Source organism: Candidatus Symbiobacter mobilis CR (assembly GCF_000477435.1).
Lineage (GTDB): Bacteria > Pseudomonadota > Gammaproteobacteria > Burkholderiales > Burkholderiaceae_C > Rhodoferax > Rhodoferax mobilis.
In genome coordinates this window covers 2,125,084-2,149,229 of sequence record NC_022576.1, presented here as the reverse complement: position 1 = coordinate 2,149,229, position 24,146 = coordinate 2,125,084, and the positions used below count along the sequence as shown (strand labels likewise).

Below are 24,146 nucleotides of genomic sequence, written 5' to 3'. Positions count from 1 at the left end.
TTGCGTTTATTTCAGGATGGATATTATGACGTACTGTATCGCAGTTTCCCTAAAAGATGGCTTGGTTTTAACATCAGATTCGAGAACCAACGCGGGTATTGATAACGTCAGCATTTACGGAAAAATGCACGCTTTTGAAACGGCGCCGGACAGGAAAATAGTTGTACTTAGCGCCGGGAATCTTGCCACCACACAAGCCGTTATTGATCAAGTGAAACGTGATCGCAAAGATCATGTCGAAACCAATTTGGATTCCGTGCGATATTTATCTGAAGCAGCAGAATATATTGGAAAAATCAGTGTGGAAAAACAGCGTCGTTATCTTGATGCTGGCGGACAAAACAGTTTTAACCCCACAGCAACGTTCATCCTGGCTGGGCAAATACGCAACGATACACACGCTGCCTATTTGATTTATCCAGAAGGCAATTTTATTACCACATCCACACAAACACCATATTTGCAAATTGGAGAAAATAAATATGGAAAACCCGTATTGGATCGTTTTTTGCGCATTGACACCCCACTACAGGAAGCGGGGCGTTGCTGTTTGATTTCGATGGACTCCACCATGCGTAGCAATGCAAGCGTGGGTGCGCCTGTGGAATTACTGATCTATCACACGGATAGCTTTATTTTGGATGAGTATTATTGTTTTCAAGAAGACAACGAGTATTTGATCAAGTTGCGGCGGATGTGGCACGAAAAACTGAAGGAAGTATTTATAGGTTTGCCTCACTTCAGCACGCAAGAGGCTCGCCCTTTACCAAACAGTTAATAAATTGCAATTTCCGCTTCACCATGTCGCCAATCACAAAAGGATAGGGGTCATCCATTCCCATACTTCGATTGAGCGCATTGAACGTGACCGAAAACCGCATCCATGCAGATAACCAGCGGTGAAACGTTCCCATGATTTCATCGCTGGGCAGCAATCCGAAACTGCAAGCCGTTTCCAACGTGTCACTGATATGCAAATAGTGCGCCCATGTTTCTGCCCAGTCTTCCAATGGATGGGAACTTGCATACGCACTAATGTAACGATTTTGCCAATCTCCACTTGCACCCAGTGTGTAAAACTGCTGCATCGTCTTGGCATAATCAGCGCGTTCGTCACCAAATAGTTCTCGAAATGCGTGCAAGGTCGCGTCCTGTTTTACTACAACGGACCAATAATAATGCCCCAATTCGTGACGAAAATGCCCCAGTAACGTGCGATACGGTTCATGCATACATTGCTGTGTGGCAATTCGATAACTATCGTCGGCTTCCGCAACATTGATCGTCACAACACCATTTGCATGACCTGTATAAACAAAGTCTAACGCAGAATCAGGATTCGAGCGTTGATCTTCCAAAAAATCAAATAACAGCGATAGTGATTCAGAGTGCAGTTGCGATGTAGACTGCGCATTATGAGACTGACCATTTTGAGACTGCCCATTTTTTGGTTGTTGTGGCAATAGTATTCGATCTGGAATTGCCAAATGCAAACGCAACAACGTATAAAAAGCGCGGCGTTTGGTAACTTCCAATTTTTCCCATCGCCGCCAATTATTTTCTTTATTCAAATTTGGCACAATGCGCGTCAATCGGCACGCGATGCATTGTGGATTGGAGTCACTTTCATGAATCAGCCAATTACATTGCAACGATTCATAATTTGAACAAAATCGATAACCCGTTTGCGTGAACGGATTGATGAACAATTGCTGCTTGGGTACAAACCCTAACGAATTGTTGCAAACATTACAAAATCGATTCTCAAAGAAAATTTCGTTGCCGCAATCGCAGTGAAATCGTTTCATGCAGTTAGATGATTAAAAAACCACGTTTGTGCAATACGCTGATGTAGCGCATTGAAATCGCTCTGTAATTTGTCAAAAATATGCCGCAGTTGCAGTGGTGTATGTTGCGCGATATTGACTGCCAATACATTCTCTTCGAGCATATCAATTTGTGTAATCAAACAGGAAGAATGGGGCAGTTTTTTTATACAACTTTCAATTTCGTGCAAACAATGATGTACCGCCGCTGAAAAATCAGCATTTTTCAACAAAAAATCCAAAACATCTTGCCCCGTAATGCGTCGGCGAACTTGTTTGCGATACATGAGCAGCGCGCTGAGCGATTTTAACACATTGATCCACAACATACTTTCGTATTCACGCATTGTTTGTGAACGATTTTCAGCCAGTAACACCGTGCCGAAATCCATAATTCTTGTAGTCATATCGGCACGTTCAATATTTCTTCCCAAACAAATAAAACGGTAACTATCATTACGGCTCATCGCGCCAGCAAGAAATCCTGTAAAACGCTGGCAGCCCTGCATAATTTGTTGTAAAAAAATGGCTCGCCCGCGCCGATTGGATAAATTTTCCAAATTATTTATGGCGTACAAATACATCTCATTGACTTGTTCCCATGCTTCGTCTGGCATCGAATCCCGGCTCGTTCGTATATTTTCTCGCGCAAACGACAATGACGATAACAACGAACTGGTATTCACCGAATCAGCAAGCAAAAAACGAATCACGTTTTGTTCACTAGGATTTTTGAAACGGTGATAAAACGCTTCTTCCACACCGCATATATTTAATAAATTATGCCAGCCTACTTCAATACCATAAGGCAGGTCGTAAATCAAATTCATCGTTGCATTGATTAAACGTGCGGTATTTTCAGTACGTTCTAAATAACGCGCAAGCCAATACAGTCTCTCTGCGGTTTTCGATAACATCTTACTGCTCCATATTGATAATCCACGTGTCTTTACTTCCGCCGCCTTGTGAAGAATTCACAACCAGTGAACCCTTGCGCAATGCAACGCGCGTCAGCCCCCCTGCTGTCACAAAGCTGTTTTCACCTTGCAAAATAAACGGGCGCAAATCGATGTGGCGCGGCTCCAAATGGTCATGGCAAAGAGTAGGACAAGTGGATAACGCAAGCGTTGGCTGCGCGATGTAATTGCGTGGATTTTCTTTGATCAATTGGCCAAATTGTGCAAGCTCTTTTTTTGTCGCTTGCGTACCAATCAACATTCCATAACCGCCTGATTCATTGGCTGGTTTGACAACCAATTCTGACAGATGCGCCAAAACGTAGGCGCGCTGTTCCTTATTGCTACATAAATAAGTAGGTACATTTGGCAATAATGGCTGTTCATGCAAATAATACTGGATCATTTGCGGAACATACGCATACACGACCTTGTCATCCGCAACGCCTGCACCGGGTGCATTGGCAATCGCCACATTGCCTGCTTTCCACGCACGCATCAAGCCTGTAACGCCAAGCAAAGAATCTTTGTGGAATACTTCAGGATCCAAGAATAAATCATCAATTCTCCGATAAATGACATCTACTTTTTCCAGTCCTTCTATCGTTTTCATGTAAACACAGTCGTCTTTTTGCACTACCAAATCACTTCCCTCGACCAGTTCTACGCCCATTTGCTGCGCCAAAAAAGCGTGCTCAAAATAAGCAGAATTATAAATTCCTGGCGTCAGAACCACAATTTGCGGATGGTCGATTTCTGAAAGTGAATTCAGCATTTCAAAAAGCTGTGATGGATAATCATCTACAGGCATGACGTTCAAATTGTGCAGCAATTCTGGAAAAACGCGCTTGGTAATCACGCGATTTTCAATCATGTATGAAACGCCAGAAGGAACGCGCAAATTGTCTTCTAATACATACACCACCCCATCGCCGCCACGCACCAAATCACTGCCACAGATGTTGGCCCATATTTCAAATTTTGGCGTAATCCCCACGCATTCACGGCGAAAATTACTCGAACTCAAAATCAATTCTGCTGGAACGAACCCGTCTTTGATAATTGATTGCGAGTTATATACGTCGTTAATAAAACAATTCAAGGCTTTCAAACGCTGCTGCAAACCTGCTTCAATACGCTTCCATTCCTGAAATTCAATCAGGCGCGGAATAATATCAAACGGCCAAGCGCGGTCTATATTTCCTGTATCGCTGTATACAGTAAAAGTGATGCCCATTTCCAGAATGGCCGCATCCGCAGCGGCGCGACGATTCTTCAATGCGTCAACGCCCAAATTTTGCAAATAGTCACACAACGTTTCGCATATAGGACGTGCATGACGTTGTGCAGAGAGCATTTCATCAAATGTTTTCTCTGCATCATAATGGTCCCAAATCGAGTGTTTTGTCATAATCTTACATTCCTCTCAGTGGAACGCGCCCGAGTGTGCTGCTGGCAGCGCATCCGGGTAGGCGCGACGACGACGCAGGCGACTGCCGTCGCTCATACATCAGTCGCTAATACATTATGAAGACGTACGCGAAACCGCACCTGCATCTTGATACCCACTTGCCGTCCTGTTATGTTCTATCTTCGTGGGTATGCCTACTGAAATTGGTTCTTAGGCTTGACGGCGGGTTCTGGACAGTTGCATCGCCAATCCACACACAATAACGGATACGCAAAAAACGTGCCAATGGAATGGTTGCTGCCAAAATGCTACGGTTTTGGTGCGTCGGTAACACCGATAACAGGGACGATAAGAGCGTCGGTCCTCTCTACCGAGCTTTTCCTGCGCAGTCGCATTGCTTACCAACGGCGGGTGCGCACGGTATCGCAGTAATCGGAACCGGTGGAGGCAATCCACTGCACCGCAGTGCGAAGACTGCTAGTCAGCCGAGTTTGCCTAGACTGCCTGCTCCACAGCAGGGCAGTATTGGTGCAGTAGGCATTGCTCCATGGCCCATGCGACGATGCACAGCACCATGTTGAGTACATCCCCCATCGCGCTGTATGACATAGCGCAGTCTTTTGGGTACAAACTGCACCCACTGACGTTCTCAGTGACCGTCATTTCGGGAAGTGCAGCGATGGAATTATCTGCATTGTGCAGAAATCAGCCTGGTGTCACGGAAGTTGGTTATTTTCTCTTGAGAGCGAATGAAAAAGCGCATAACAAACTCTTGGATCTTGTGAAAGTTCTGCAAAACCAAAGCGCTTGACGTTGAGTTCTTCAAAATCAAACTTTTTGTGCAGCTCATCGATAATCCAATAACCCATCGACCATTCATGAAAGAGCCTCGATTTTGTCAAACCTTTGAGGATCGTTTTCATATTTTTATGTCTACCATCTTGAGAGATTTTCAATAACAGCGAATCTACAATCTCCTTTCTCCCCTCAAGCAACTGCAAAAAATAGCCCTTTTCATAAAGCAGATAGCCTGTGATTCCGTGCGTACTGTTGAATTTTCTAGATTGTTGTACCAGCGATTCTATGGTGTGCCTATCCATGGCATCCACTGCTTCACTAACGTACATCGCAGTAAAGATATCGCTGTTTTCTGATGCGATCAAATTTTGATTTTCAAGCGCTTGCACAAATTGTCCGAATGCCAGTGGCTTATAAAAATAGTACCCTTGTATATAATCCACTCCGTTGGCTCGTAACTCAAAAAGCTGTAGCTCACTTTCGACACCCTCTGCGACAGTCTTTTTCCCAAGATTTTTGGCCATTTTGATGATGGTGGAGGTGACGAGCTTGCTATTTTCATGTTGATCAAGCCCATCGACAAACTCTTTATCTATCTTGATGTGCGAAATGGGCAATCGCAAAAGCTGTGCAAATGAGGAGTAGCCCGTCCCAAAATCATCGACTGCGATACTCATGCCGAGCTTACGCAACCCCTCTAATGTGGATATGTTTTTCTCCACATTGCTCATAATGGAGGTCTCGGTAATCTCCAAGAGTACTTTGGATGCATCCGCCCCCTCTTTTTGCAAAATTTCTCGAAAATCCTCCACTATGGTATTGCTATCAATCTGCTTTACAGAGATATTGACAGAGATATATGGGGCATGATTACCATATTTTTGAGTTAAAAAATGCTGTGTTTTGCACACCTGCTCAAAGACCCATTTCCCAATCGAGAGCATGGAACCACTCTCTTCGGCCAATGGGATAAAAATAGCTGGGGATATATTTTTCTCGTTTGTTTTCCATCGCAACAGTGCTTCGGCCCCTTGTATGGCGCCATTTTGCGCAGCAACGATGGGCTGGTACACGACCTCCATCTCCCCTTTTTCTATCGCGCTCCGAAGGCCCGATTCAATTTCCAGACGCTGCTTGGAGCGCTCATGAAGCTCACTAGAAAAAATATGCCATGTATCTCTTCCATGCTGCTTGGATGCATACATAGCCGTATCAGATTCGCGCAATAGATCATCTGCGCTGTGTGTCGCCCCACTTCCATACGTCAAACCAATAGATGCCGTGGAGATAATCTCTTTATTTTCCACAATGAGAGGCTGGCGCAATGCATCATTGATACGCTCGGCAAGTTGGATGAGCGCGCTCTCATTCCCTATGTTTTCGCACATCACCACAAATTCATCTCCACCGAGCCTTGCAACCGTATCTCCGGGGCGCACATGATCTGTGAGTTTTTTTGCAAAATCGATGAGCAGTTTATCGCCCGCATTATGTCCGTAGGTGTCATTGATAAGTTTAAACTTATCTAAATCTATAAAAAGCAATCCTACTTGGGAACCACTTCTTTTGGTTCGTGCAAGGGCGTTCTCCAGTCGCTCTTTGATCAGCGCTCTATTGGGAAGTCTGGTAAGTGCATCATGCGTAGCCCTCCATGTGAGATCCTCTTCTGCTTTTTTTCGAGCAGTGATATCCATGACAGTGGCCACAAGTATCCACTCATTTTCTGTTTGAAATTTGGCAATAGATGCTTCTGCGGAGAAGAAAGTACCATCTTTTTTGTAGCCGGCAATTTCCCCCCTTTTGCCCATTCTGAGTTCTTTCGTATCACTTGCCACAAATGATTTGATCGCTTCCTTATGAAAAGAGCGAAAATGGGGTGGCACAAGCATATTGATGGATATACCAGCCAACTCCACATCACTGTATCCAAAAAGCTCGTGCGCTCCTTTATTGGACTGCAAAATGATTCCATCTGCATCCGTGGCTATCACAGCAATATCGGTCGAATCCAAAATGGATTTGGAGGCAAAACCTAGTCCTCTATCTAGTGTTTCAGAGCGCTTTCGTGGGAAGGAGGGTACAGTGATCTGTGACGCACTGTATCGCTGGGGAATCATTGGGACTATCTGCCCAAAATTTTCAATAATCGCAAATCTGCCATTGCTGCCACATTGTGCAAGATAAGAATTTACGATAGCGTGATGTGTCTGTCTATCCATACAGACCACTCCTTGAGGCGCGTCCACACTCACACTCTCCAACGCTTCAACAATCTTTTCCCTGTCTACCTCTCCAGCCATTTTGCACGCTTTGGCAAACGCATGGACACAGACATAGGTGCCTTCGCCAAAGTTTGTAAGCACCCCATTACCAATGGGATGGATGCCTGTGACATCCTTTTGTTTTTGGAGTATTTCCAGGTAGGCTCTATTTTTTGCAGTCTCCAGCGACATAAAGTAGGTATTGCTTGAAAAAAATCCTTCCCTCACTTCGGGCTTCAAAAGAGAGGCCATCATTTCATCATAGTGCCCCATCACAACCGCCATCTTCCTTTTCAGCCCCATCTTTGTGAAGTGATTGAGAAGATTGATTTGATCTAAGCCTGCAAAATAGGGGACAAATACATCCGCGCCAGAGCTGCCTACCATCTCTACCAGCGCTTCCACCTCTGCCATCGAGGCTCCAATAGACAAATATTCTTCCCCGATAATCTCACCATTCTCTTTGAGGAGTACTCTCTTGGCTGCATCAATAGAGCCTCTTGGCCACTCATAGTTGTTGCCTGCTAGGAACATCTTGGAGCCAAAGCGATTGGCCATATAGGGAATCATCTTCTCTATCTGCTGATTAGGCAATGCCGCGAAACTAAAAAAGTATCGCCCACTGATGGATCCTTCATAAAAGGAGAAGTTGAGATAGGGAATTTTTCGCGGTTCTGCGACGAGATTGGCCACCGCGATGCGAGAGTTGGAGAGAAGATTGCCTATGATGGCCATACAGCCAAACTCATCAATGAGTCTAGTAGCCGCATGCACAGAAGACTCGGGAAGTGAGCCATCATCCAAGATGACAAGTTCGATGTCTCTGCCAAGCACGCCGCCGTTTCTATTGATCTCTTCCGTGGCGATTTTTCCTGCTCGTGAGATTTCCTCTCCATAGAGTGAAACGATGCCACTCAGGGGCGGCATAAGACCGAGTTTTATCTTTGTCTTTTCACTCATAATATGCCTTCTAGGTATGAATTTTATGTGTATTTGCTGATCCAATCCAACGTAGTGCCTATTGCTTAGGATGTATGCGGTTCCAATATCTAGAATATTTGCTCCACATGGGGAATGCATGTACCGTCGATCACCCTGCGTCGGATCTGTTCCGATAACGATTTGGCGTACCCTGTGAATACCTGCTGTTCCAGCATCCCACTTGTGCAGGAAGGCCGACGTTCGCTGCGGCCAACGCATGGTGCTGTGTATAGCTGGCGTGCTCGACCCATTCTCTGGCCATACTGTTCACACCCCACTGACCTGTAGAACCTATTCCATTAGGGGCTGCGCCATCGCATTGCACGCGGCGGCGGTGCTCGGACTCCTCATGTACTGTCAGTACATTCCGGTTCCTGCGCTCCGGCGCCACGCACACTGCTTCGGCTCGCCTGCCTACTGAAATTGGTTCTTATTGGCCGATTTGCCTGCGACCATCCACCACAGCAATAAAAAATTGTTGATGGGAACAATCTGGGATGATCTGTGCTGTGACCGTTTTCGAACCCCAAATCACAAAAAATAGAATGAATTCCGAATCAATGCTGAGTCAATGCTGAATCCATACCGAAAGATCGGGAAAGTCATTTCACCGCTCTTTCCGCCGCTTCCACCGTATTGGCCATCAGCATCGTGATGGTCATCGGGCCGACGCCGCCGGGCACGGGGGTGATAGCGCCAGCCACTTGGCGCACTGCGGGATAGTCCACGTCACCGCAGAGTTTGCCCTGGTCGTCGCGATTCATGCCTACGTCAAGGACGATGGCGCCGGGGCGCACCATGTCAGCCGTAACCAGGTTGCGTTTGCCGACTGCGGCGACGATGACGTCGGCTTGCAGGGTCAGGGCTTTCAAGTCCCGCGTGGCGCTGTGACAGATCGTGACGGTGGCGTTGTGCTGGAGTAGCAGCATCGCCATGGGTTTGCCGACGATATTGCTGCGGCCGATCACCACCGCGTGCTTGCCGCGCAGTTCGTAACCAATCGATTCGAGCATCTTCATGCATCCGTAAGGGGTGCAGGGCCGGAACCCAGGCATACCGGTCATCAACGCACCGGCGCTGGCGACATGAAACCCATCAACATCCTTGGCCACGGAGATGGTTTCGATCACCCTGGCTGCGTCGATATGGCGCGGCAGCGGCAGTTGCACGAGGATGCCGTGGATCGCAGGGTCTTGGTTGAGGGCTTCGATGCGGGCAAGCAGTTCGGCTTGCGTCAAGCTGGCGTCGTACTTCTCCATCACCGAATGCAGGCCGCATTCCTGGCAGGCTTTGACCTTGTTGCGGACGTACACCGCGCTGGCGGGGTCGTCCCCAACGAGGATCACGGCCAGCCCCGGCTGGCGCCCTTGTTCACGCAGGGTTTGGGCACGGGTGGCAAGTTGCGCGCGCAGCTCGCGGGAGAGCGCTACGCCGTCGATGATGCGGGCGGTGGAAGGTTCGGTTTGCATGGAAGGGTGCGCAATAAGGTGTACAACGGGGCCGAAAAACGATAAATGGTACCCGTGCAAGGGAGATTCCCCAGGGAACGCGGGGCTTGCCGCGTACCAGCTTGGCACCGGCCATGCACTACACCGATGGAGCACACCGGGAAGCCCGGCGATGCAGGGCAATCCCGGTGCGTGCCGCAGGATCGTGGGCGTAGTGGGGTGACCGAGCCGGTCACTTGCGTGGGCGATACCCCAGCAGCACACTGCCCAGCACCCCGGCTGTAAGGGAACCGCAGAGCACGCCGAGCTTGAGTTCCAGGGTGTAGAGGGGATCCAGCCCCCCGAAGGCCAGACCGCCGATGAACAGACTCATCGTGAACCCCATCCCGCACAACACGCCGATGCCGAACAGTTGGAGCGTGGTGGTTCCCGTTGGTTGGGGTACCCAACCCATGCGGATCAGCAGCAGGCTGGCGCCAAAAACGCCCAAGGTTTTGCCCAGTACCAGCCCCAGCCCGATGCCCAGCGGAACAGGCGATAGCAGCGTTTGCCACGTCACGCCCTGTAATGCCACGCCCGCGTTGACGAAGGCAAAGACCGGCAGGATCGCGAAAGCGACCCACGGGCGCAAGTCATGTTCCACCTGTTCCAGCACCTTGCCCCCACTGGCGGTACGCATGGGGATGGCCAGCGCAGTCAACACCCCCGCCAGCGTGGCATGTACCCCAGACTGGAGCACGAAGAACCACAGCACCAAACCGACGAGCGCGTACACGTCCACCCGGCAGACGCGCAGCCGATGCAGGCCCCACAACACCCCACATGCAACGAACGCGCCGCCCAACATGGGCCAAGACAAAGACGAGGTATAGAACAGCGCAATCACAACGATGGCGCCGAGGTCATCGATGATGGCTACGGCAGTGAGGAAAACTTTGAGCGAAGGCGGCACCCTGCTACCCAGCAAGGCGACGACGCCCAGCGCAAAGGCGATGTCGGTCGCCGCAGGGATGGCCCAGCCGCGTAGTGCGGCGGCGTCGCCCCAATTGATCATCGTGTACCAGAGCGCAGGCATGGCCATACCCCCCAAGGCCGCCGTGGCCGGCAACAGCAATTGCCCGGGGCCGGAGAGTTCCCCTTCCAGAAACTCGCGCTTGATCTCCAGCCCGACCTGAAAGAAAAACACCGCCATCCATAGGTCATTGACCCAGTGGAGCAGCGACTTGGACAGCACCAGCGCACGGTCGCCGAAGACAACCTCCGCGTGCAGATGCACCAAGGCCTGGTACCAGCCCCCCAGCGCGGAATTGCTGGCAACCAGCGCAGCCAGGGCAGCCACAGCCAACACCACGCCCCCGGCAGATTCGTGCGTGAAATGCTCGGGCAGGAACCGGCGACGAATAACAAGCTTGGCCATGGCAGTGCGGGGAGGAAAGCACACCGTCCTGCCTCCAGGGATGGGAATCGTTCAACCCCATCGCCTTGCCAGCAGCAACGGCGCAAAAAAAACGGGCCTACACAGCGTCAGGCAGCGTCAGGCCCGCTACAACAATGGTGCAAAAGAGTGTATGTGGCATCTTCCGGCGAACGTGACCGAGGGTCTGTGTTGCGCGTTGATAGTCCATGAGGGTTTGCAGGGCAGGTGGATACAGTGGCGAGGCAGTTTTGGCCTGAATGAGTGGGTTCAACCCCTCTCCATAGGCGCTACCGATTTGGCGCTTTCCCATTCCTCTGCAATCCTCCGCACCCATTCGCGGCGGCAGCGGCGCAGCAGGGCCACCTCAACCACAGCGACGAGCGCCGTGGCGGCGACGCTTCCCCACACATAGACGGCATAGCCGCCCATGTGCAGGAACTCAGCAGCGCTGTGCCACGACATCACGAACCCAGGGTTCGTTGCGCTCCCGCTCCAGCAGCAGGCAGCGCATGCGCAGCAAGGCCACGCAGGCTACATAGGCGGCGAAAGCCAGCGCCATCACGGCCATCCCCGCCAGCACGGGCGGGGCCACGGTGCTTCCGCGTAGCGATAGGGAAGCGCCCTGGTGCAGGGTGTTCCACCACTGCACCGAAAAATGGATGACCGGCACGTTGATGACCCCGACGACCGCAAGCACCGCCGCTGCCCGGTCAGCCCGGTGGAGGTCGGTGATCGACGAATGCAGCGCCAGAAACCCCAGGTAGAGGAACAGCAGCAGCAGCTCGGAAGTGAGGCGGGCGTCCCACACCCACCAAGTGCCCCACATGGGCTTGCCCCAGAGCGCGCCGGTACACAGCGCCAGCGCCGTACACCAAGCCCCGGTGGGAGCCAGCGCACGCGCGGCCATTCCTGCCAAGGGCAGCCTCCACACCAGCGCAGCCGCAGCGGCACCGGCCATTGCCACGTACACCAGCAGCGACATTTGCGCGGCGGGGACGTGTACGAAGATGATTCGATAGCCCTGCCCTTGCTGCGCGTCGATGGGCGCGACGAACCACCCGATCCACCCCCCCAGTACGGCCAGCAGCGCAGCCGCTCCCGCCAGCCAGGGCACGGCCAGCCCGGCGCGGCGGTAGCAGCCTTCGGGGGTACTGAAAGGGGGCATGGGGCGGGGGGCCATGGGGGCAAGACGAAAGGGCGGGCAGGGGTGCGGGATTGTCTGGTCACTCCATGGCAATGCGCAAAGCGGCCGCACTCGCCACCGGGGCAAAAAACGCGGAAAAGGCGAGCAGCGCCGCGAGCAACGACAGATGCCCACGTACCGCCGCCGCGTCTGCCCCCACCAACCCCGCGCCGAAAACCAGAACGGGCACGTACAACGGCAACACCAGCAGTGCGACGAGTACCCCACCATTGCGCGCACCCAACGCCAGCGCAGCACCCACGCTGCCGACGAGGCTGAGCGTGGGCACCCCCAGCAGCAGGGACAACGCGCACAACGCCGTGGTACGCGGTTCCCATCCAAAGAACAGTGCCGCCACCGGCGTAGCCAGTACCAGTGGCCCACCCGTCCAGACGCAGTGTGCCGCCACCTTGGCCAGCACCCATCCTTCTGGCGGCGCGGGGGATAGCAGCAGCCGGTCTAGTGTTCCCTCTGCTGCGTCGTCGGCGTACAGGCGGGGCAGCGACATCATCGTGGCCAGCAGCGCAGCCACCCACACCACTCCCGGTGTTGCCGCACGGGGCAGGGCGGGCACCGTTCCCATCGCAAACAGCGTGGCAACCATCAGAAAAAACGCCAGTGGCCACAGCGACTCCCCCGGGTGGAGCGCGCCGAGCCGCAACTCGCGCACGAACACGGCGCCGACGATGCGACCGGCAATCCTCAAGGAACGCATGGCATCCTCAATGTGCAAATCGCGAAGCGGCTTCTCGCAGCTCCCCTCGCCCGCCGACTTCTGCGCAAGCAAGCCGAACGCAGACGCTGGGCGTGCCCCAAGCCATGTCCTCGTGCCCTGTGCCGACCACCAGGCCGCCACCGCGAAGGTGTTCCCGCACCAGGTCTGCCAAGATCGTGCGCCCGGCTGCGTCGAGCGAGGCACCGGGTTCATCGAGCACCCATAGTGGCGACGGCTCCAGCAGCAGCGCTGCCAGCGCGACGCGACGTTGCTGCCCTTGGGACAGGGTACGCATCTGCCGGGCAGCGAGGGAGCGCACCCCCAGCCGATCGAGCGCGTCGAGCACGGCATCCGGCTTGGCGTCCATGCCGCGCACCGCAGCGCAGAAGGCAAGGTTTTCCTGCGGGGTCATCGAAGCGTGCAACGCATGGGCGTGCCCCAGGTATTGCAGACAGCGGCCATAGTCGCCGCCCCATTCCTGTACTGGCGCCCCATTCCAGCAAACCTGCCCGGATGCAGCGGGGTATAGGGCGCAGAGGGTGCGAAGCAGGGTCGTTTTGCCCGCCCCGTTGGAGCCATGCACATGCAGCCATTCGCCGCGATGCAGAGTTAGGTTCAGCCCCTCCACGATCTGCCGCCCCCCTCGCACCACGCGCAAGGCGCAGAGCTGCAAGACGGGAGATGCGCTATCCGTGGGGGAGCTAGGGGATGCACACATCAATGCCTCCGTCCCACGCCAGCGCGGTTTTCGTGGCGTTGACACAGGCAGGCAGGCGGTTTTGTCGTGGTAGGGGCGACGGAAGTCACGGTGGTTTCCGAATGCGAAATCAGCGATTTATTTGCACAAATGGCTGGCGAGGGCTACAGTGCTGAGCATATTGTGCGCAAGGCCCGAGAGCTGAAAAAACGCACGAAATCGCCTGCCAGAGCAGGGATCGCACTGTGTACTGTCCGCGTAGGTATGCCTAGCCGGGACTATTTTGCGTAAGAACCTATTTCAGTAGGCAGGCGAGCCGAAGCAGTGTGCGTGGCACCGGAGCGCAGGAACCGGAATGTACTGACAGTACATGAGGATTCCGAGCACCGCCGCCGCGTGCAATGCGATGGCGCAGCCCCTACTGGAATAGGTTCTCAGTCCCCGTGCTGATGGAAGGGACATGGCGACGTGGACAACCCGTGTATGCCAAGCACGAGAAGACGCTAGCGCTATCGCGAGAGATGTTTTGCGCTGGTACAGCCTGCGCTACCGCTGACGGCCAACATGGCGCAGCGAGCATTGCGGCACGAAGTGAACGATGACAACGGCACTACTCAAGGCAGAAGGGAATTTTCTTGAAAGCCATTCACAAAATTGCCGCATCGCTGGCTGGAGCGATCCTGCTTATAGCGCTGGGGACGACAGTGTCCTTTGTGTCCCTCAAACATGTCGAAGAAGCCGTCGCGGACAGAAAGCATACCCGCGAGGTACTAACCAAGGCGGACGAAATACTTTCCAAATTGGTAACTTCTCAATAAGTTATGGCGAAATTGCAAATAGTATATTAGGCACGAATGAGCGTTGCCAATCGCGGAATGGCATTAGTTTGTGTGATGCGATCTTCCAAATACCGCCAAAACGAAATGCCTTGTTTCCGACAAGTCTTCTTCAAACTCGCAAACGTGTCTCGACATTGTCGCCCAAGGTCGCTACGGGTTCCACCACTCACTTTTCGTTTCTTTACAAAATCCCGAAGGGCAGTTTCGCTTCCGTTCGTATGTAGCGGGATTTCTGGTCGTTGTAATACTAACAACAACTCTTCTTTTTTCCCATACAAGCGCTTCAGGAGCTTGTCTAGTGTTTGGTAGCCGGTTTTTCTATTGAAAACACTATCAAAACGTTTTTCGAACTGTTCTACCATATTCGCGTTCGGGTTGCGCTTGTATGCTTTCAAGTCGCCATACAACCTCCATATATCGGAGCGCACCTGCGCTACAGCTTGTCTCTGCCCTTCATTGACCGGTATCAGCTTGTGAACAAGACGTTCAGCGTGTATCCAGCACAGAGCATGCAACAGGACTGCGAATTGACCGGCTCCATCACTGACGATGGCCAATTTCAGGTTGAAGCCTTTTTCTACCAGGCTCCCAAGTAAAGCACCTTCCGTAGCGATACGTACGTGCGTCTCACTATCGATTTTCAATGCTTCGAGATGTTTGCGCCATAGTTCGATGCTTAAGAACTCAGGAGTTGCATGATTTTGTAGCTGACTACGTATGTCATTACTCAAGCCATGTTCTTCCATGTAGGTCAGGGCATGTTCGTTGACCAGGGTTGTGACCGGACCGGCGTGCAAACATTGGAGGAAGTTGATTCTACTCTTGCTGTCGGTGCTTTGGAACCAGCCGAACCCCTCGTTCCCGACGTGCAGGGCGTAGCCGTTCTGGCCTGCATGACGTGCGCCGGTGTCATCGACTGTGACGTACTGGCTTTTTTGCAGACCGATGGCTAGTATTTCATCTTTTTCTGTGTGGAATGCTTCAGTATGTTGACTCAGCAGGGCATTGATTTGACCTGACGAGATATCGATATGCCATTCGCTCAATTGCTCCAAGAGAAGTGGCTGTGTAACATGGCAGTGGTGATGTTGGTACAGAATATAGCTGCGCAATGTAGGATTGAAATGCTGGCCTTGCAATTCTGGTGGGAGTTGGCCTCTGAGGCATTTCCCGTCATTGGTTTGATAACAAGCGAGGCGATAACAGATGTTGTGCGCCTTGATGATGAGGCCTTGAACAACGAAGTCTTGATATGTTTTTAGCCGAGCGCCGGGGGGAATCGGGCCTGCTGGCTCAATGATGCGAATTTCGTGGATGATTAGTTGAGCTGTTTTGCTGCGCTTTGCGGAACCAGGTCTTTTGGAGATTACGCCACTGCCGTTACTGTGTGGGGGATTGTCACCCAGATCAGTATTTTTGTCCATTTTGCTGGGCTTTAATACTGGTTTTGGTTTTTCACCTTTGAGGATAGCGATTTCATCGCGCAACTGCTGAATCTCTGTTTTCAATTCTTGGATGGTTTCAGCTTGCGCATCAATAATGTCCGACTTATTTTTGCAATGCAGACATATTTCTTCTGCAGGAATTTGCGGGAGACTCGGTACAGGGGACACGGTATACTCGTCTCTGGCTAGTATCTGTGCTTGATCCATGGATAGCATTATATGCTGTTTTTTACGAAAAACAATATATTGCCATAACTTTTTGAGAAGTTACCCAAATTGAAAGATGCCGAGACTGGTCAACGCGGCTATTTGCTCAGTCGCAATGGCGCCTATCTGGAACGGTACCTCGCAGTGACCAACGACATCAGTGGGAATCTGCATGAACTTCGTAGGATGGCCTTCATCAGCGGTTCCCATAAGCATCTGGACACACTGGAACCATTGATTCATGAGAAGTTGCAGGAAATGGCGCGATCCATTCAATTGCGTCGTGACAATGACCAGAATGGCGCTCTGGCATTGTTCAATAGTGATGATGGTAAGCGCATAATGGATGCGATTCGTGCCGAGTTCATACAGTTCAATCGGGTAGAGTCAGATTCTTTGGAGCAACTCAATGCGAAGGCCAATGCGGAGTTATCCCGCTCTTTTGTCCTGGTAACTATTTCAAGTATGTTGGCGCTGCTGTTTGCCATTGCATTCGCCTCTTTGATTCATCAGCAAACACAGCAGCGGATCAAGAGTTTGTTGCTGATCGAAACGCGGCAGTTGCTTGATGCGCAGGACGTGGCGAATGCGCAGTTACGGCATGCCAACTTCACTTTGCAAGTCAGCGAGGCAAAGCTCACGGTAACGCTCAATTCCATTGGTGATGCGGTAATTGCCACTGACGCCGAAGCGTGCGTGACGCTGCTGAACCCCGCCGCCGAACTCCTTACCGGCTGGACAAACGCGCAAGCGAACGGCCGCAAAGTAGACGACATTTTTCACATCATCAACAAAGTCACGCGGCAGCCAGCGACGATCCCGGTTACGGCAGCATTGACATGCGGAACGATGCAGGGCCTCCTCAATCACACGGTGTTGATTGCACGTGATGGCAGCGAGAGAGATATTGCGGATAGTTGCGCGCCGATTCGCGACAGCGACGGCAACGTGGTCGGTGCAGTGCTGGTGTTCCGTAACGTCTCTGAAGAGTACGCGGCGCAACGGGTGCTCAGTAAGCAAAGGGAAGAACTGGAAGCCCAGAATGAAGCACTGAGTAGTTCGCAGGCAGAATTGGATTCCTCGCGAGCGCGCTATTTCGACCTCTACGACCTTGCGCCCGTCGGCTACTGCACCTTGAGCATAGACGGGCGAATCATGGAGTCCAACGCAGCCATAGCCACCCTGCTTGGACAGGAACAGACCTCTTTGAATGGACAATTCTTTTCCAAGTTTCTTTTGGAGACAGATGCCGACTCCTTTCATGTATTAAAGAATAGGCTGACCAAGACGAGCGCGCAGGAGACAGTCGAATTCCAATTGCGAGGAAAGGATGGTCGGCCATTCTGGGCGTATTTGACTGGTACCGTTGCGCAAGATGAAGGACAAACGGTTCTGCACTTTGCCATCATCGACATCAGCGCACGAAAACAGGCGGAAGATGCCTTGCTCCAGGCTGGAGCACTGCAAAGCGCCATTTTCAATAGCGCCAATTTCTCCAGCATCGCCACCGACGCCCAAGGCGTGATCCAGATCTTCAACGTGGGCGCCGAGCGCATGCTGGGCTACACCGCCACTGAGGTGCTGAACAAAATCACTCCGGCGGACATTTCGGACCCCAAAGAGGTGATTACGCGCGCCGAAACCCTGAGCGCCGAACTCGATACCCCTATCACGCCAGGCTTCGAAGCCTTGGTGTTCAAGGCATCTCGTGGTATCGAAGACATTTACGAACTGACCTACATCCGCAAGGACAGTAGCCGCTTCCCGGCGGTCGTCTCGGTCACCGCCCTGCGTGACGCCGAGGGCGCCATCATCGGCTACCTGTTGATCGGTACCGACAACACGGCCCGCAAGCAGGCGGAAGAAGCGCTGCTCAAGGCCGGCGCCCTGCAGAGCGCCATCTTCAATAGCGCCAACTTCTCCAGCATCGCCACGGACGCCCGAGGCGTGATCCAGATCTTCAACGTGGGCGCCGAACGCATGCTGGGCTACACGGCGGCGGAAGTGATGAACAAGATCACGCCTGCCGATATTTCTGATCCGCAGGAAGTGATTGCACGCGCCAAGTCACTGACCACCGAACTCGAAACCCCTATTGCACCAGGCTTTGAAGCATTGGTATTCAAGGCTTCTCGCGGCATTGAGGATATTTATGAGTTGACCTACATCCGCAAGGACGGCACGCGCTTTCCAGCGGTGGTCTCGGTAACGGCCCTGCGTGACGCCGAGGGCGCCATCATCGGCTACCTGTTGATCGGTACCGATAACACCGCCCGCAAACAAATCGAGGCAGAACAAGAGCAACTCGCTCAGCGCTTGCGGGACCACCAGTTCTATACACGCTCCCTGTTTGAATCCAATATCGATGCGCTGATGACCACCGATCCATCCGGCATCATTACCGACGTCAATAAGCAGATGGAAGCACTGACCGATCACACGCGGGACGAATTAATTGGAGCGCCATTAAAGAATTACTTTACCGATCCAGATCAGGCTGATCAAAGCATCAAACTCGTATTGAGTGAAAAAAAGGTGACCGACTACGAGCTTACCGCTTGTGCAAGAAACGGCCAAGAAACCGCAGTGTCCTTCAACGCCACCACTTTATATGATCGGAATAGGAAATTGCAGGGTGTATTTGTTGCAGCGCGTGATGTGACGGAACGCAAGCGTCTTGATCAAGTGCTGCGGGAAAAGAACCTGGAACTGGAGGGCGCAAAGTCTGCGGCGGAAAAAGCCAATCTGGCCAAGAGCACTTTCCTTGCCAATATGAGCCATGAGATCCGTACGCCGCTCAATGCCGTTCTGGGGCTGGCACAGATCGGCATGCGCGACGGCGCCGGGAGCCAAGCCAGCGATACCTTCAGTAGCATCGCCGATGCCGGAGAGCATCTGCTTGGGGTGATCAACGACATCTTGGACATCTCCAAGATCGAGGCCAACAAACTCCAGATAGAAAACCGACCCTTCGCCCTGCTCGACGTCATGGAGGGCGTGATGAGTTTTGTCACCGGTCGCGCCAAGGATAAGGGCCTATCCTTGCGCGTCTCTTTGGCATCCGAATTGCCGGAGTGGGTGGAAGGCGATGGTTTGCGTCTAGCGCAGATTCTTACCAACCTGCTGTCCAATGCCATCAAATTCACTGCTACCGGTGTAGTGACCGTCGCAGTGGAACGCGATGGCGACGATACCGATTTTCGGATCACCGATACCGGCATCGGTATGAACGACGAACAGCGGGCACGCCTGTTTCATCCCTTTGAGCAGGCGGATACATCGACTACGCGCACCTACGGCGGCACCGGCCTGGGACTGGCGATCAGCATGAATCTTGCCCGTTTGATGGCGGGCGATATCAGCGTGGAAAGCGTTCTCGGCAGGGGGAGCAGTTTCACCCTGCATTTGCGATTACCGGCAGTGGCCGCTGTGGAGGATGCAGCCGGTGTGTCGCCTACCGTGGGCTGTGGCTTGTCCGGGCTATCAGTGCTTGCGGTGGACGATGTTGCTGTCAATAGGATGCTGCTGGAGGACCTTCTCGTGCATGAGGGCGCGCATGTAGTCTTGGCGGAGCACGGCCAACAGGCCCTCGACTGTCTGCAACAGGCGGGAGCAGCAGCCTTCGACGTGGTACTGATGGACGTGCAGATGCCGGGCATGGACGGTTTCGAGGCCACTCGCCGAATCAGATTGATGGCCCCGGCCCTCCCCGTCGTGGGCCTTACGGCCTATGCACTGGCCGAGGAGCGGGCCAAATGTCTCGCATCAGGCATGGTAGACGTGGTAACCAAGCCGATCAATCTGAAAGTGCTGGTGGACGCTATCCGCCGTCAAACCCAACCCAGCAGGTGGAAAGCTTTCGAGGACGAGCGGCCAGCGCCTGGATTCGTAGCCTCGGCAGCACCAGTTCCTGCGGCAATGGCTACCGAAAGCGCGTTGGTAGCTGTCAGCGCCGTTGATTGGCCGATGACGCTCCTCCGTCACCACGGACGTCATGCATTCGTCAAAAAGTTAGCCACCGCGATGCACGAACACTTTGCCGAGATGCCGACCCAGCTTCGGGGGGCAGCCCGGGACGGTGATCGTGAGGCCATGGCGCTCATGGCGCACAGCCTCAAGGGGTTCAGCATGGAAGCCCCCCAACTCCATGAGCTGACGAAGACCTTCGAGGCAGTCATGCGTGGCGGGGACGCCATCCAAGCGGGAACCGTCGAGACCTTGGCGTGCGCATTGGAGGCCGTGTTGGCTGAACTGGTGCATCGCAGTCAGCAGGACGGAGATGCCTGAGGCCCAATGATCGGCCCTCGCATTGCGGGAATACCCAGGCACAGGCAATGTGGTAATGGCCACGCAGCAATTGCTGGAAGAAAAGTAGGAAATACCAATGGACACCCATATTCTGATTGTGGACGATGAGCTACCCAACCGACTCATCCTGGAAGATCTGCTAGAGACACAGTACTTTGTGCATGCACTGAGTAACGGGCATCAGGCGCTGGACTACCTCATGGCGGCTAGACCGGCCGATCTCATCCTGTTGGATGTAGTGATGCCGGGCATGGACGGTTTTGAAGTGTGCCGACAAATCAAGGCAGCACCTCGGTTGCAGGATATTCCGGTAATGTTCCTGACCAGCCTCGATAGCGTGGTGGACGAGGAGCACGGGCTATCGCTGGGGGCTGCGGACTTTATCCACAAACCGTATTCGCGGGCGATCGTTCTTGCCCGAATCCGCAACCATTTGGAACTAGCGCAGGCCCGCCGCCGATTGTGTGATCGCAATCTACAACTGGAACATCTGGTGGCTGAACGCACCCGCGAGGTGCTGCACGAGAAAGAACAAGTGATCGCAGTACAGGATGTCATCATCACGGCCCTGTGCGCACTGGCGGAAATTCGTGACAATGAAACAGGCAACCATATTCGCCGCACGCAAAAATACATACAGTCATTGGCCAATAAGCTCAGCAATCATCCCCGTTTCATGGCGGAATTGAGCAACGATATCATCCAATTGCTGTTCAAGTCAGCGCCCCTGCATGACATCGGCAAAGTCGGCATTCCCGATTCCATACTACTGAAGCCAGGCAAATTGACCGATGAGGAATGGGTCATCATGAAACGGCATACCGAATACGGCCGCGATGCCATATCCCAGGCAGAAGGCGAGATCGGTGCATCGACGAACTTTCTTCGCTACGCGAGAGATATTGCCTATAGTCATCATGAGAAATGGGATGGCTCCGGCTACCCTCAGGGCATCTCCGGGGATGCCATTCCTCTCGCCGCACGCCTCATGGCTGTGGCCGATGTGTACGACGCCCTGATTTCGGCGCGAGTCTACAAATCCGCATATTCCCACGACGAAGCCGTAAGAATGATTGTGGAGGAACGCGGAACGCATTTTGATCCAGACATCGCCGATGCACTACTGGAAGTCGAAGGGGAATTTCGAGCCATCGCGATGAGCTATTGCGATGAAGAAGCAGGGATTAGAAAGTAGGGATGAAAAAATAGAGATGAAAAAGTAGGAAGTAGGGATTAGGAAGGTTTCCACCCACTTGCCGACCCACTTTCCGTATTGCTTGGTACGGTCTGCGTGGATATGCCCAGCCGGGACCATGTGGCATACATCCCTGCGACAACAGTCGCGGAACAGTCGCAGTCCAGCCCCTACTGGAATAGGTTCTAAGCCAATGGCGCCTGGTGTACCACCCGTTGCGGGTAGGGAATGTCGATCTCGTGCTTGCGCAGCGCATGCAGCACGTCGAGCAGGATCGCTGATTTCAGGTTCAGCGTGCCGTTGGCGGGGTCGGCAATCCAGTACCCGAGCGTGAATTCCAGCCCGTCAGCGCCGAAGTTGCTCAGCGCTACCGAAGGCCCGGGGTCGCGCAGGACCCGTTCCTGGCGTAGGGCGGCTTGCGAGAGCAGCGACATCACGAGATCGACATCGCTGTCATACCCCACCATCACGACGGTCGATTGCCACACCTTGGGGTCGGCCAGCGAGAGGTTTTCGACGCGGCTTGTGATGAGCATTTCGTTGGGAACGATCGACTCGCGTCCCGTCAACGAGCGAATGACCGTATAGCGCGCCCTGATTTCCGTGATGACCCCGGTGAAGGAATCGACCATGATGCTGTCGCCGATGCGCATACTGCGCTCGGCCAGGATCACGAAACCGCTGACGTAGTTGGCCGCAAGTTTTTGCAGCCCAAAGCCGATGCCGACACCGATAGCGCCGCCAAGCACCGACAGCGCAGTGAGGTCGATCCCCACCGCAGACAGCGCAACCAGCAGCCCAACGAACAGTAGCAAAGCGCGCGTGGCATTGCTGACGGCCAGCCGCAGGCTCAGCTCCCCACCCGTTGCGCGACGCAGCAGCCGTGCCTCGATCGCTGCGGATACCCACAGCGCCAGAATCAGCACGACGGCGGCAGTGAGCGTTCCTTCGATGATCTTGCGCAGGGAAAGGTCTACGTCTCCGACCTTCCAGTGGATTTGGTCGAGTTCCGTCAGCACCAGTGGCAACAGCCCGGTGATCCACAACACGAGCGTGAGCCAGACCAGCCAGGAAATGCTGCGTTCGAGCATTCGAATGAGCGGCGTTTCCTGAAAAGCCGCTTGCAGCACCTTCACCGTGAGGCGAATGCTCACCAAAGCCAGCAAGATCGGGATCGCGAGGTGAAAAACCGGCGAGTGCAGCGAACCCGCAAAACCCCGCACGGCCAGAAAGGCCAGCCCCATCAGCAGCGTGGGGAACAGCACGCCGTCGATGACGCGACGGCCAAACATGATCGACGTGCTGGGCGTGGCTGCCGTGCCCTCGCGCGCGCCAAAAGCGCGTGCCAATCGCTGGGCGATCAGCCACGCCAGCGCCACGCACCCGGCCAGCACCAGGGTATCAAGCAAGGCGCCGACATGCAGCAGCGAGGCCCGCCAGCCATCGAGCTGCGAAGGCAGGGTGCCCGCTTGCATCACGCTTGCGGCGCTCCCCGTGCTTGCAGCGCCTGCGGGCAACACCATCAAACGCCCAGGGAATCGAAGACCAGGCGTTCCTGCCCGTCTTCGCTGAGCCAGACCTGCGCTGGCTTGCAGCGCAAGCCGGAAGCCTGTTCACCGTCCAGGGTGCAGTACACCCCGGCTATGCAGACTAGCTCTGCATCAAGGTACGTGGTAACGATGCGCGCCTGCGTATCGCCCCTGGCCCCGGCAATCGCCCTGCCCTTGAGGGGAGCGTAGGAGTAAATGCTGCCATCCGCCACCGCTTCCGCGCCAGAATGCACCGGGCACAGGAGCAGCAAATCCGCAGAGCGTGCATAGACCTTTTGGCCCGAACGCAAAGGCTTGCGCACGACGACGGGGGGGAGTGGGCCGACGGGGGGTTCCGGGGGAGCGACTGCTGCTGCAATATCCGCAGCTTGCTCCGTGTTGGCTGTAGGGGCGGCATGGGTCGGGGCGGCCGCCGTGGTCGCATTGCCGGAATGGGCAGGCTGGGCCGATTCCCCACCATGCCCTTGGGCAGCCTCGGCGTTGGTGGAAGCGGTGGGCGTAGCCGATGCAGGCACGCGCCGTTGTGGTGCAGGCGCAGAGAACAAGCCACGTTCTTCCAACGCGCCAGCCAACGCAGGCGAGATGCTGCGGTACGCCACCGGGCGCATCCTGCAACTTCGCAGCGCCGCGAACAAGGTGTCCAAGGCAGTGCCGGGGGGAATGTCCCAATCCTGAAAATCGAGAACGACGGGGTCGTCGTCAAAAAATCCACTCGATTGGCTATCCGGGCCGAAACGCTGCAACAACGATGCGGCGACGTCTTCCAATGCATCGGTACGCAACAGCAGTACGGTGCTTTGCAGGAAATGACTTTTGATGTCGAACAACGTACCCACTGGATCTCCTCGGGACAAAACACCCTTCAAATGATTCTATCGACGCACTTTGGGGCCGCTGAGAGAGGGCCAT

The 24,146-nt window shown here is 53.9% G+C and carries 17 protein-coding genes; 4 read left to right on the top strand and 13 right to left on the bottom strand.

What is annotated here, in order from left to right:
• The first annotated feature begins 25 nt into the window (after window positions 1-25).
• Window positions 26-778: a proteasome-type protease gene (locus CENROD_RS13145; protein WP_081699944.1), complete on the top strand. Its 753-nt coding sequence runs from the start codon at window positions 26-28 to the stop codon at window positions 776-778.
• On the opposite strand, the gene CENROD_RS13140 is transcribed toward CENROD_RS13145, so the two are convergent.
• The 10 genes from CENROD_RS13140 to ccmA form a co-directional block, all read right to left on the bottom strand.
• Window positions 741-1,808, bottom strand: a complete 1,068-nt coding sequence (locus tag CENROD_RS13140) for a zinc-binding metallopeptidase family protein (protein ID WP_022774747.1) — start codon at window positions 1,806-1,808, stop codon at window positions 741-743. The genes CENROD_RS13145 and CENROD_RS13140 overlap by 38 nt on opposite strands.
• Window positions 1,805-2,743 (bottom strand): alpha-E domain-containing protein, encoded by a 939-nt coding sequence (locus tag CENROD_RS08785; RefSeq protein ID WP_041193450.1) that lies wholly within the window; start codon window positions 2,741-2,743, stop codon window positions 1,805-1,807. The genes CENROD_RS13140 and CENROD_RS08785 overlap by 4 nt, the downstream gene beginning before the upstream one ends.
• Before the next feature lies 1 nt (window position 2,744).
• On the bottom strand, window positions 2,745-4,193 hold the full coding sequence (locus CENROD_RS08780) for a circularly permuted type 2 ATP-grasp protein (protein ID WP_022774739.1): 1,449 nt from the start codon (window positions 4,191-4,193) through the stop codon (window positions 2,745-2,747).
• Window positions 4,194-4,909: 716 nt separating this feature from the next.
• Window positions 4,910-8,212: an EAL domain-containing protein gene (locus CENROD_RS08775; protein WP_022774733.1), complete on the bottom strand. Its 3,303-nt coding sequence runs from the start codon at window positions 8,210-8,212 to the stop codon at window positions 4,910-4,912.
• A 623-nt stretch (window positions 8,213-8,835) separates the two neighbouring features.
• Window positions 8,836-9,702, bottom strand: coding sequence for a bifunctional methylenetetrahydrofolate dehydrogenase/methenyltetrahydrofolate cyclohydrolase FolD (gene folD, locus CENROD_RS08770; protein ID WP_022774729.1), 867 nt, complete (start codon window positions 9,700-9,702; stop codon window positions 8,836-8,838).
• Window positions 9,703-9,913: 211 nt separating this feature from the next.
• Window positions 9,914-11,098: a Na+/H+ antiporter NhaA gene (nhaA, locus tag CENROD_RS08765; RefSeq protein WP_022774726.1), complete on the bottom strand. Its 1,185-nt coding sequence runs from the start codon at window positions 11,096-11,098 to the stop codon at window positions 9,914-9,916.
• Window positions 11,099-11,365: 267 nt separating this feature from the next.
• A complete protein-coding gene (ccmD, locus tag CENROD_RS08760) occupies window positions 11,366-11,560 on the bottom strand; it encodes a heme exporter protein CcmD (RefSeq protein WP_041193449.1) in 195 nt (64 codons plus the stop codon).
• The gene (gene ccmC / locus CENROD_RS08755; RefSeq protein ID WP_041194473.1) at window positions 11,538-12,263 is read right to left on the bottom strand and encodes a heme ABC transporter permease CcmC; all 726 of its coding nucleotides are present in this window, start codon (window positions 12,261-12,263) and stop codon (window positions 11,538-11,540) included. Before ccmC ends, ccmD begins: the two co-directional genes overlap by 23 nt.
• A 58-nt stretch (window positions 12,264-12,321) precedes the next feature.
• Entirely contained in the window at window positions 12,322-12,996 is a 675-nt protein-coding gene (gene ccmB / locus CENROD_RS08750) for a heme exporter protein CcmB (RefSeq protein WP_022774715.1), read from the bottom strand.
• A 7-nt stretch (window positions 12,997-13,003) separates the two neighbouring features.
• A complete protein-coding gene (gene ccmA, locus CENROD_RS08745; protein ID WP_022774711.1) occupies window positions 13,004-13,714 on the bottom strand; it encodes a cytochrome c biogenesis heme-transporting ATPase CcmA in 711 nt (236 codons plus the stop codon).
• A 614-nt stretch (window positions 13,715-14,328) separates the two neighbouring features.
• On the opposite strand from ccmA, the gene CENROD_RS08735 reads away from it, so the two are divergent.
• On the top strand, window positions 14,329-14,511 hold the full coding sequence (locus CENROD_RS08735; RefSeq protein ID WP_022774706.1) for a hypothetical protein: 183 nt from the start codon (window positions 14,329-14,331) through the stop codon (window positions 14,509-14,511).
• Window positions 14,512-14,537: 26 nt separating this feature from the next.
• Here CENROD_RS08735 and CENROD_RS08730 read toward each other — a convergent pair whose 3' ends face one another.
• The gene (locus CENROD_RS08730; protein WP_202961145.1) at window positions 14,538-16,145 is read right to left on the bottom strand and encodes an IS66 family transposase; all 1,608 of its coding nucleotides are present in this window, start codon (window positions 16,143-16,145) and stop codon (window positions 14,538-14,540) included.
• Between the two features lie 108 nt (window positions 16,146-16,253).
• Here CENROD_RS08730 and CENROD_RS12575 point away from each other — a divergent pair, with 108 nt between their 5' ends.
• Both CENROD_RS12575 and CENROD_RS08720 read left to right on the top strand, forming a co-directional pair.
• Window positions 16,254-20,471: a PAS domain S-box protein gene (locus CENROD_RS12575; protein ID WP_022774700.1), complete on the top strand. Its 4,218-nt coding sequence runs from the start codon at window positions 16,254-16,256 to the stop codon at window positions 20,469-20,471.
• 97 nt (window positions 20,472-20,568) lie between these two features.
• Window positions 20,569-21,687 (top strand): HD domain-containing phosphohydrolase, encoded by a 1,119-nt coding sequence (locus tag CENROD_RS08720; RefSeq protein ID WP_022774696.1) that lies wholly within the window; start codon window positions 20,569-20,571, stop codon window positions 21,685-21,687.
• A gap of 185 nt (window positions 21,688-21,872) precedes the next feature.
• On the opposite strand, the gene CENROD_RS08715 is transcribed toward CENROD_RS08720, so the two are convergent.
• Window positions 21,873-23,162, bottom strand: a complete 1,290-nt coding sequence (locus CENROD_RS08715) for a mechanosensitive ion channel family protein (RefSeq protein WP_022774692.1) — start codon at window positions 23,160-23,162, stop codon at window positions 21,873-21,875.
• 47 nt (window positions 23,163-23,209) lie between these two features.
• Window positions 23,210-24,073, bottom strand: coding sequence for a septum site-determining protein MinC (gene minC / locus CENROD_RS08710; RefSeq protein ID WP_022774688.1), 864 nt, complete (start codon window positions 24,071-24,073; stop codon window positions 23,210-23,212).
• Window positions 24,074-24,146: the final 73 nt, after the last annotated feature.